Source organism: Dickeya fangzhongdai (genome assembly GCF_002812485.1).
GTDB classification, from domain to species: domain Bacteria; phylum Pseudomonadota; class Gammaproteobacteria; order Enterobacterales; family Enterobacteriaceae; genus Dickeya; species Dickeya fangzhongdai.
In genome coordinates this window covers 1,674,906-1,685,165 of sequence record NZ_CP025003.1, presented here as the reverse complement: position 1 = coordinate 1,685,165, position 10,260 = coordinate 1,674,906, and the positions used below count along the sequence as shown (strand labels likewise).

5 protein-coding genes are annotated in these 10,260 nt (G+C 62.1%); all 5 read right to left on the bottom strand.

The window, feature by feature from the left end; all coding sequences use genetic code 11:
- Positions 1–15 precede the first annotated feature (15 nt).
- The 5 genes from CVE23_RS07720 to CVE23_RS07700 all read right to left on the bottom strand — a co-directional run bounded on the left by CVE23_RS07720 (position 16) and on the right by CVE23_RS07700 (position 10,259).
- The gene (locus tag CVE23_RS07720; protein ID WP_038918432.1) at positions 16–789 is read right to left on the bottom strand and encodes an amidohydrolase; all 774 of its coding nucleotides are present in this window, start codon (positions 787–789) and stop codon (positions 16–18) included.
- Positions 790–825: 36 nt separating this feature from the next.
- Positions 826–2,076, bottom strand: coding sequence for an SDR family oxidoreductase (locus tag CVE23_RS07715; RefSeq protein ID WP_100849228.1), 1,251 nt, complete (start codon positions 2,074–2,076; stop codon positions 826–828).
- A gap of 91 nt (positions 2,077–2,167) precedes the next feature.
- Positions 2,168–2,935 (bottom strand): SDR family NAD(P)-dependent oxidoreductase, encoded by a 768-nt coding sequence (locus tag CVE23_RS07710; RefSeq protein ID WP_038660411.1) that lies wholly within the window; start codon positions 2,933–2,935, stop codon positions 2,168–2,170.
- A complete protein-coding gene (locus CVE23_RS07705; RefSeq protein WP_100849227.1) occupies positions 2,932–5,940 on the bottom strand; it encodes a PfaD family polyunsaturated fatty acid/polyketide biosynthesis protein in 3,009 nt (1,002 codons plus the stop codon). The genes CVE23_RS07710 and CVE23_RS07705 overlap by 4 nt, the downstream gene beginning before the upstream one ends.
- A gap of 2 nt (positions 5,941–5,942) precedes the next feature.
- A complete protein-coding gene (locus CVE23_RS07700) occupies positions 5,943–10,259 on the bottom strand; it encodes a hotdog fold thioesterase (protein WP_100849226.1) in 4,317 nt (1,438 codons plus the stop codon).
- Position 10,260: the final 1 nt, after the last annotated feature.

Here is a 10,260-nt window from a genome sequence, read left to right as displayed (position 1 = left end):
ACCAGATAGAAGACGTTATTGTCTGAACTCGAATTGATCCGCATCCTTCAGGAAGGGGAACCGTTCTCTGACGCCGTGCAGGTGCTCGCGCGACAGGGTGACGGTGAATACCGCTTCCTGCGGCTCCCCGTTCAACAGGGTTTCCCCCAGCGGATCCACCAGCATGGTGTTGCCGCTGTAGTTCAGTTGGTTACCGTCCTGACCGACGCGATTGACGCCGATCACGTAGCTCTGGTTTTCGATGGCGCGGGCCGGCAGCAGGGTTTGCCAGTGGTGGGAACGACCGGCCGGCCAGTTGGCGATATAAATGGCGGCGTCGTATTTGCCGTTCAGGTTGCGCGACCAGGCCGGGAAACGCAGGTCATAGCAAATGAACAGCGCAATACGCCAGCCGTTGTGGTCGACAATGCTCTGTACTTCGCCGGCGGTGTACTCCTGATGCTCGCCCGCATAGGTAAACAGATGCCGCTTGTCGTAGTACTGCACACACTCTTCGGTGACCCACAGCAGCCGGTTGTAGTAATGACCGTCGTTTTCGATGATCACGCTGCCGACTATCGCCGCCTGATATTCGGCGGCCAGTTTCTGCATCCAGTCCCGGGTCTTCCCTTCCATGCGCTCGGCAATGCTTTTGGGCTTCATGCTGAATCCGGTGGTGAACATTTCCGGCAGCACGATCACGTCGCTGCCCTGGCACTGCTTCAGCAATTTTTCCACCCGGCGACGATTAGCCGCCGCCTGCTCCCACACGATGTCCATCTGGACCAGCGACAGTGTCAAATCCTTCATATTTATCTTTCCTCCATAAAATGACTGGGCGCGCAACTAACGCAGGTCGGCATCGAACAGTTGTTCAAGGAAACTGCTCTGGCGGGTGTGCTCGACAATCGTCGCCCGCACGCGCTGCTGTTCGGGCGGCACGATAAATCCTTCCTCAATCAGGTAATTGAAATAGCGGAACAGCAATGTGTGGTCGCAGGCGGCGCAGACAATGCCGCTGCCCGCCAGCCACTGCCGGGTCAGCCGGGTGGCGTATTTGGCCTTTTCGGTGATATCGCCGCTGCTGTAAAACAGCGCCATCAGGTCGGTGAACGAAGAACGATAAGGTTTGCCGTCGCGCAACATGCGGTTTTGCGTCAGGGCTTCGAAGTAGTCTTCGTTGATGACCACGTCCAGTTGGTAACCGAATTCCCGCAGCGCAATCACGATATCGTCGTAGGTGATCGGTTCCGGGTTGGTCAGATTGAGGGTTTTGCCGTGAAAGTCATCGCTGTTCAGGCTGGCGTACAGCGCCGCCTTTGCCACATAGTCTACCGGCGTGATGTCGAAATCTTCCGAAGAACGAAAGGTCAGGCCGGTTTCCACCAGCGATTTGATCATCTCGTAATAGATGCCTTTGACGCGGGTTTCGTTAAGCGGATAACGGCCGCTGGCGCTGTCGCCCCAAATATTGCCGGGGCGCACGATAGCCCAGCGCAACCCGCGCTCTCCCGCCTGATGCACCGCCTTTTCCGCTTCGTATTTTGAACGTTCGTAGTCCATGTCGCGGTAGTTCTGCCCGAAATCGAGGTCGGTTTCCTGTAGTTCGAATCCGTCCTGATACAGCTTGTCGCCCACCACGCTGAAGCTGGAGGCGTACAGCAGCGGAATGTCGCCGCCGAGGCAAAAATCAATCACCTGCTGGGTGCCTTTTACATTGACCGGCTGCAGTTTGCCGTAGGACGCCACCAGGCTGACGTTGGCCGCACAGTGCAGCACCCGATCCGTCGTGGCCTGCAGCCGCTGATAATCCTGCGCGTTCAGCCCCAGTTGCGCCTGCGCGACATCCCCCAACACCGGAATCAGCCGCTCCAGTTGCCCGGCGCAGGTCCGCTCGACGTCATAGGAAAACAGGACGCTTTCCAACCGCGCTCTGGCCTGCGCTACCGAGTCCGCGCGCACCAGACAAAACACATTGGCTGACGTGGCGGTCAGGATTTCGAGTAATAACCGCCCGCCCAGCACACCGGTCGCCCCGGTGAGAAACAGGTTTTTTACCGCTGGCGCGACCCCTGTTGATACGCTCCCTGCTGACATAAATGACCTCCCGTTATTCCCATCAAAAAAAGCCGTCAAAACACGCGCATGACATACGCATAACTGTGGTTTGTGGTTGTATGACGCCGGCCTATAGCGTCCCGACCCGCATCCCGCCGTCCAGCGGGATCACCGTGGAGTTGAGGTAGTTGGTCTTGCAACTGGCCAGAAACCCCACCACTTCGGCGACGTCGTCCGGCGTGCCCCAACGCCCGACCGGCACAATGCTGCGGATGATCTTGTCTTCCTCCGGCGAGCCAATCATGTGCGGGTCGACAAACTTCGCCAGCATCTCGGTGCGGCAGATACCGGGAGCAATAGCGGTGACGCTGATATTCATCGGCCCCAGCTCTCGCGCCCAGGACTCGGTGGCGGAGATCAGCCCGGCTTTGGAGGCGGCATAGGCTGAACCGCCCGCCGCGCCCCAGATGCCGGCAACCGAGGCGATGTTGATGATGCGCCCGTACTTCAGGCGCGCCATGTAACGTGCGAACACTTCGGTGCAGTTGAAGGCGCCGGTCAGGTTCACCGCCATCACCTTTTCGGTATCGCGCAGACCGCGGGCCGACAGGCAGTAACTGCGCTCGATCACCCCGGCGTTGTTGACCAGCGCCGTGATGGTTGATCCCAGTTGCCCGGCGATGGTTTGCGCCGCGGCGTTGACCGAATCAAACTGCGTGACATCCATCGTGAACCGGTGCAGCCCCTCGGGCTGCCCCAGTTGTTGGTGAAGTTGCTCCAGCCGTGATGCGCTGATGTCCGTCGCCGCTACCTGATAACCGATATCCAGCAAGGTGCGGGTGATGGCCGCGCCAAAGCCGCCGGCCGCGCCGGTGATAACCGCGACCTGCTGGCTCATGCTTCCACCCCCTCTTTAAAGGTGATGTCGATGACCTTGCGGGCGTTTTCCATCGCGTCAAAAATGCGTTCCTCGAAGAAGCGCACATCGTCCTGCGACATCAGCAGGTTGGAGTACATGCGCGACAGCGGGGAGAACTGGATGCCATAGCGTTTGGAGATTTCGCGGATGATGATGTCGCAGAATTTCACCTTGTCGCTGTAGCCTTCGGAGCGGTCTACCGGCGTGGACTGCGAGTGGTAGACCAGCGCGGTCGGCATGCCCTGAATCACCAGCGGCAAATCCACGGCTTCGGCGGCTTTGACGAATGCGCCGGAGATCTGGCGCATCACGTCGGCCATGCGGTCATAGCAGCCCGGGTCCTGTTCGATCAGGTCGTAGGTGGCTTTCACCGCCGCCAGCCCCAGCGGGTAACCGTTGAAGGTACCGGCGTGGATCACCTTGCCGCGGGTGTAGAGGTTCATGATGTCGCGACGGCCCATAATCGCGGACACCGGCATGGAGCCGCCGGCCAGCGCTTTGCCGAAGGTGGCCAGGTGCGGCGTGACGCCGAGCAGTTGCTGCGCGCCGCCAAGACCGACGCGCACCCCGGTGATCACCTCGTCGAAAATCAGCACGATGTTGTACTTCTCGCACAGCGCCTTGGCTTTCTCCAGGTAGCCTTCGCGTGGGAAAATACCGCCGCCGTTGATGCACAACGGTTCCATCAGCACCGCGGCGATTTCGCCGTGATAGCGCTCGATGGTGGCGGTCAACACATCAATGTCGTTCCACGGCAGCATGAACGATTGGTCTTCAATCGCGCCGGGAGCGCGCCCCCAGGTATCCAGCAGGTCGCCCTTGAACTGCTCCGGCACCGGCCAGCTCAGGTCCTGCTTTTTGCGCCAGCCCATGATGTTGTCGGCGTTGCCGTGATAGTGGCCGTGGAAACGGATGAAGCGGGTCTTGCCGGTAAAGCCGCGCGCCAGACGCAGCGCGTTCTGCACCGCTTCGGTCCCGCTCAGACAAAAGCGCACCATATCGGCACAGGGGATGTGTTTGATCAGCGTTTCGCACACCTCCACTTCCAGATCGCAGGTATCGACCGAAGTGACCTTGTGCATGTAATTGATCAGGGCCTCGTTGTAAGCCTCGTTATGGTGACCGGTAATCAGGGCGCCAAACTTGCAGAACAGGTCCAGATGCTCGTTGCCGTCCAGGTCCCACACCCGCGAATTACGGCCGCGATTGAAGGGGATCACCAGCGGGCGTTCCGGATCGCCAAAGTTGTAGTGGGTCCCGCCCGGGATCAGCTCCCAGCATTTTTTATAGAATTCTTTGGATTGGTCTAACGTCAGTTTGGTTTCCGCATCCATTATCTTGGTACTCCCTGTTTGTGGTTGAAATGACAGCGTCGGTTGAGATTCCGCGATGGCGCTGACGCCACAGCGTTGAAGATCGTCGGGGGTGCACCGTTGCAGCGTGTCGGGCAGCGCGATGTCCAGCGCCGACAGCCCGGTCACCCGGTTGAGGTAAGCGGCGCCCTGCATCAGCAGTACCGCTATGTCGCCGACGCGGCGATGCGCCACGTCTTCCAGCGCCGAGCCGCGCAGCCATTCGTTGAGCGCGCCCATCGCCGACCCGCACCAGACCTGATAGTCCAGCTGGCGCGACGGCTCGCTGTTGATAGCCCAGCGGGACGACTGACCGAGATACCACTGGAAAATCAGCGCCATCTTTTTCTTCGGTTGTTGTTCAGCTTTGACGATCGCCTGCGGCTGGTGATTGCGCTCGAAGTAAGTCACCGTTTGCTGCCAGACCTGCGCCAGCGACTGGTGAAAGATCTGTTTTTCAATCTGCGCGACATCCTCGGCGGGGATGTCTTCCAGCCGGTCGTACTGCTTGTACAGCGCGTACAGCTTCTGGGCGCGCACCGCGTACATGCTGCCCTGCTTCATCACCTGCACTTTGGCGCCCAGCTCGAACATGTCGGCGGACGGCGCGGTAGCGACATCGCCAATCTGTACCTTGCCCAGCATCTGTTTCACCGCATCCGAGGTGCCGGCTTCGACACAGGCCTGATTGACAGACCCGGTCACCACGTAAGCCGCGCCCAGCGCAAACGCCGCCAGCACCGCGTGCGGGGTGCCGAGGCCGCCGGCCGCGCCGATGCGCACCCGCCAGCCGCTGGCGCACTGCGCCTGCATCTCATCGCGCAACGCCACCACCGAGCGGAAAATACACGCCAGCAGCCCTTGATCGGTATGACCGCCGGAATCGCCTTCCACGGTGATGTCGTCCGCCATCGGCACCTGACGCGCCAGCTCCGCCTGCTGCGCGGTAATCAGCCCGTCATCCAGCAGCTTTTTCAGCAGGTTTTCCGGCGCCGGGCGCAGGAAGTGCTGCGCCACCTCGCGGCGGGACACCTTGGCAATAATGCGGTTTCGCGGCTGGATACGGCCATCAGCCCCGCGCGTCAGCCCGGCTGCGCGGTAGTACACCAGCGCGGCGCTCAGGTTGATGTAGGCCGAAGCTTCGATCACCCGTACCTGGCGTTCGATCAGCAGCGTAACGCAGCCAATCTCCCACGCCGGGTTGCCGGGGTTATGCAGCAGGTTGACGCCAAACGGCCCGGCGGGCAGTTGGCGCTGAATCTGCTCCAGCTCGGCGGCGATGCGCTCCAGGCTTAACCCCCCGGCGCCGAACATCCCCAGAATCTGTTGTTGCCCCAGCGCCACCACCATGTCGCTGGAGTGGATGCCGTTCGCCATCGCCCCGGCGTAGTAGGAAAAACGCACGCCATAGTCGCGCTGGAACTGCCGGTCGCCCAGACGGTCGGCCCCCATCGGCGGCAGCAGGCCAATCAGTCGCCCGTCTGGCGGCGCGGCATGACCGGCTTCAATTCGCACGTCGCGGTCGTACTCCACCACCGCCAGCGGCGTTTCCAGCGCGTAAAGCGCCTCGCCGCCCAGCAAGGGCTTGCCCGCGACAGCCGACGAACTGGCCGTATTGTGTTGTGTACTCATAGTCAGCTTCCCTGGCTTATCGGTTCGGCCGCGTCAACCTGAAGCGGCGTGGTGTGAGGGTGGGTGGCGGCGGCGTCCGACGCGTCACGGCTGAATCCGGCGCCGAGGTTGTCGCACAGCCCGATGACATTGCCGCGATACAGCATTTCCACAATGAACGTCAGCGCGATGTCTTCCAGCGTGTGTCCATCCGCCGCGTAGCGGGCGTTGACGGATTTGCAGGTCAGCCGGTAGCGCAGTACGTCGCGCTCGCACTTCACTTCACCGCGGAATCGGGCGCTGTAGTGGTGGTCGCACAGCGTGCGCGGCGTCAGGTGCGGCTGCGAGTTAAGCCCCAGATAGTGCAGGAACACCTTGACCATCTGCTCGCACCCTTCCACCAGGAAGGTGCCGGGCATGACCGGGTCATTCTTGAAGTGTGCTTTGAACACAAAGTGATCCGGGTCGATATCCACCTCGCCCAGCATCTCGCCCAGCCCGAATGCGCCGCCGTCGCGTGACATCGACACCACCCGGTCCAGCATGCGGGTATGCGGGTTGCAGATGTGGCCGATTCCCGGCCGGGCGTAGGCCGCGCCGAAACAGGCGGCGACGTCGCCCTGCAACAGCGCCGACACCTCGCGGTCCGACAGCGCGGTCTTGTCGCAGCGCAGCGGCGGCGTAAACCGCGTGGACGGGATCGTCTCGCGGAAGTAGGCGGCGGTATCCAGATGCTTGGCGCGCGCCATGTCGCGGGCGCTGAAGAAACCGGAGTTGGCTACCAGCTTGAACACCAGCCGGTCATCGACGTAGCAGAAATACTCGTAACCGATCAGCACCACCCCGCCCGCTTTCACCACCGAGGTGATGTTGACGCGGCCGCGCAGGGTTTCGCCCGCGACGGGCATCTCGCTGTAGACCGTGGTCTGGCTGTCCACCGCGCGGTAGCACAGTTGCCCCTTGAACATCATGTCGCAGCCGATGACGGTAAACGCCACGATCATGGCGTGAGACGACTCCAGCGACATAAACGCCGGGGCCTTGCCGTCCACCACGTACCAGGCATCGGGGGGAATATCGTATTCCCACTCGATAAAGCCCGGCTCCAACCGGTCCTTTTGCGCCGACAGCGCGGTAATGCGCGACACGAACAGGTAAGGCGGCGACGGCATACGGGTGCGGATCGGGTAGCTGTCCGCTTCCTGATATGCATCGCCCAGCACACGGGCGATGCTGCCGTCGGTCAGTTCCAGCAGCTGTTGATAATCCAGCACCGGGCGCGGGCACACCGGCGCGGACGGCGCCAGCTCGACGCCCAACTGGCGGGCGATCAGCCGGTGAAAGGTGTTTTCCAGCGTCAGATAACGCAGTTGGGTGTAAGCGTGACGCCACTGGTGCGCGGTGTCGTGCGGCACCCGCGAGGTGACGCTCAGCGCGACGGGCGGCAGCCGGGTAACCGGCGCGTTATCCGCCAGCGCGGCAAAACGAGCGATCGCCGCCTCGCTCAGTACAATCTCTTCCACCGTCTTATCGCGGCCGGTAAAGACGCTCACATTCAGCGATACGCTGGCCGGCGACGCAATATGGCCGGCGCTGGCCCGCCGCCCCTGAGTCGGCTCCCGCAGAATCAGATGGCTATAGGCGCGATCGACGCCGATGTGGCTGATGGCCGCCCGACGCGGTCCCTGCGCCGACGTCGGCCAGTCAGCCCCCTGTCGCGGTACCTGTAACCCTGACCCAGAGGCGGCGGCGCGCAGCGGCTCGGCCAGCGTGAAGTCCGGCACCCCCGGCAGGTATGCCTGCGACAGCTGCAACGCGGCTTTGATGATCCCCAACAGCCCGCTGGCGGCGGACAAATGCCCGTAATGCGCTTTCAGCGTGCCCAGCGTCAGCGGCGTGGCACGATCTTCGGTGCGGTAAGCCTGACGCAGCGCCGCGCACTCGGCCTCCAGCTCGCCGGGACGGGCGCCGGCGTACGCTTCCACATACGCCACCTGATGCGCGTCGCATCCGGCCGCGGCCAGCGCGGCGGTCATGTTTTCCGCCAGCGTCTGTACCGCAGGCTTGAACGGCAGCGAACGGTTCGGCGCATGGGCGATCGCCAGGCCGTCCACCAGCGCGTAAATCGCGGTGTCGTCGCGCAGCGCATCCTGCTCGCGTTTGAGTACGACAACGCCGCCGCCGTCGCCCACATCCTGATTGGCCTGCAACGATTGGTGGTCCCACAGGACATTTTCCACGCCGCCGGCAAAGCTACAGCTGGCGATCAGCACCGCGTCCACCTGCTGGCGCGCCAGCATGAACTGCGCCAGTTCGATGGCTTTGAACGGCGCGCTCTCCTCGCTGTACAACGAGAAGGTCGGCCCGTTAAGCCGCAGGTGAGCGGCCAGCCGCGACGCCACGATATTGCCGATGCCGCCGGTAATCCCTTCCGGGTACGGCGCCGGAAACAGCCCGTCGCGCACGATGCTTTCCAGCGCGGCCTGATCATCGCCAGACAGCGAGATGCCGCAACGTTGCAGGCTTTGCGCCAGTTGCCAGCCGATTTCATTGCGCGCCTGATAGCGCAGACAGCCGTAGTCCACGCCGCCGGCGACAATCACCGCGATATTGCGGCGGCTGCCGTCCAGCGCATAACCGGCGTCCAGAAAGGCGCGCTCGGCCACCGGCAGCAGAAACAGATGCGACAACAGGTGCGGGCCAACCACATTCGGCGGCAGCTTGAAGTGTTTGCAGTCAAAGTCGAAACGTTCAATATAAGCGCCCTGCGGCGGCTGAGACACCCCGCGCTGCGCCAGCACGTCCGGCCGCTGTTCCATGCCGATCCAGCGGGTGCGCGGCAGGTCGGTAAAGAACTGCCGGCCCTGCTTTAGCGCCTGCGCCAGTTGTTCGCTCTGCTGGGTATGCGCCAGGTGTACGCCGATGCCGACCAACGCCAGCGGCTGCTGGACCTGCGCCGTCGGAGATGGCGCGGCATGCCGGGCGCGCAACCCGGCGTGGTCTTCGCTCACCACCAGATGGGCATTAACCCCGCCGAAGCCAAAGGCGTTGATACCGGCACGCTTCGGCCTGCCGGTGGCGGGCCACGCGCGGGTGCTGCGCACCACATGGTCCAGCGTCAGTTTGCCTTCCGGGGTGTTGACCAGCTCGGTTACGCCGGGCGTCGCGGGGATTTGACCGTGGTTAAGGGACAACACCACCTTCAGCAGGCTGCCCATGCCGGAAGCGGTCAGCATGTGGCCGTTGTTGGCCTTGTTGGCGCCGATCAGCGGAAGCGCGCCGTGGGTGGCGAAAAACCCTTCCACCGACGCCAGCTCTACCTGATCGCCGACCGGGGTGCCGGTGGCATGGCATTCCAGATAGTCAATGCGGGTATCGCCGTCCGGATAGGCGCGCGCCAGCGCGGTGCGCTGCCCCTGAATATCCGGCACCAGCATGTGCTTGGCGCCGGCGTCATTGGACAGCCCGACCGACTCGATCACCGCGTAGACGGTATCGTTATCACGCACCGCATCGCGGTAACGTTTCAGAGCGACGATACCGGCGCCCTCGCCGGCTTTCAGCCCTTCCGAGGCGCGGTCGAACGGAATCGAGATCCCCTGTTTGGGGAACGCCTGCAGCACGTTGAAGCCGTGATTGATGTAAATGTGATCGGCGTGGCACACCGCCCCGGCCAGCATCAGGTCGGCCTTGCCGCTTTCCAGATAATCCGACGCCAGTTTGATGGCGTACAGCGCCGACGAACAGGCGGCGTCGAGGGCGAAGCTCGGCCCGGCCAGCCCCAGCGCCAGCGCCGCCACGGTGGCGTTATGGCCGCCGGTGATCAGGTTGGCGTCATCATACGCGGCCGGCGGCCAGATAGCGTCAAACCGGAAATCCGGGCGATGGAGCAGCGTCTGAATATAGGGCTGCAGCAATTGATGATAAAAAGGCGTCATCAAACGTTTTACCGCATGCGTCGGCATGCCGATATTACCGATAATTAACCCGGTCTTTTTCAGGAGTGCTTCATTATGGCGATACCCGCTATGACTCAGCGCCTGTTCTGCGGCATACAGGGTCCATTTAAATAATGCATCCAGAGAATTCAATTCGTCGGGCGATAAATAATACCCCTCAGAATTAAATATAAAATCCCTGACATAACCGTTGCGATTGTAATTAATCTTATCGGCAGTGCCTGGCACCGGATGATAATAATTATCCGGCGACGTTCCCAACTCCTGTTCGGACACAGGCGAGGCGCTATCCTTCTGCCGGCATAGGTTTTCCCAGTACGCCATAGGGTTATCCGCGCCAGGAAACAGGCATCCCAGCCCAACGATGGCTATCGGTTCCATG

Bases quoted from the DNA above. Each gene is read 5' to 3' on its own strand.
- CVE23_RS07720 (WP_038918432.1), bottom strand. From the start codon at position 789: ATGAAGGATTTGACACTGTCGCTGGTCCAGATGGACATCGTGTGGGAG.
- CVE23_RS07715 (WP_100849228.1), bottom strand. From the start codon at position 2,076: ATGTCAGCAGGGAGCGTATCAACAGGGGTCGCGCCAGCGGTAAAAAAC.
- CVE23_RS07710 (WP_038660411.1), bottom strand. From the start codon at position 2,935: ATGAGCCAGCAGGTCGCGGTTATCACCGGCGCGGCCGGCGGCTTTGGC.
- CVE23_RS07705 (WP_100849227.1), bottom strand. From the start codon at position 5,940: ATGAGTACACAACACAATACGGCCAGTTCGTCGGCTGTCGCGGGCAAG.
- CVE23_RS07700 (WP_100849226.1), bottom strand. From the start codon at position 10,259: ATGGAACCGATAGCCATCGTTGGGCTGGGATGCCTGTTTCCTGGCGCG.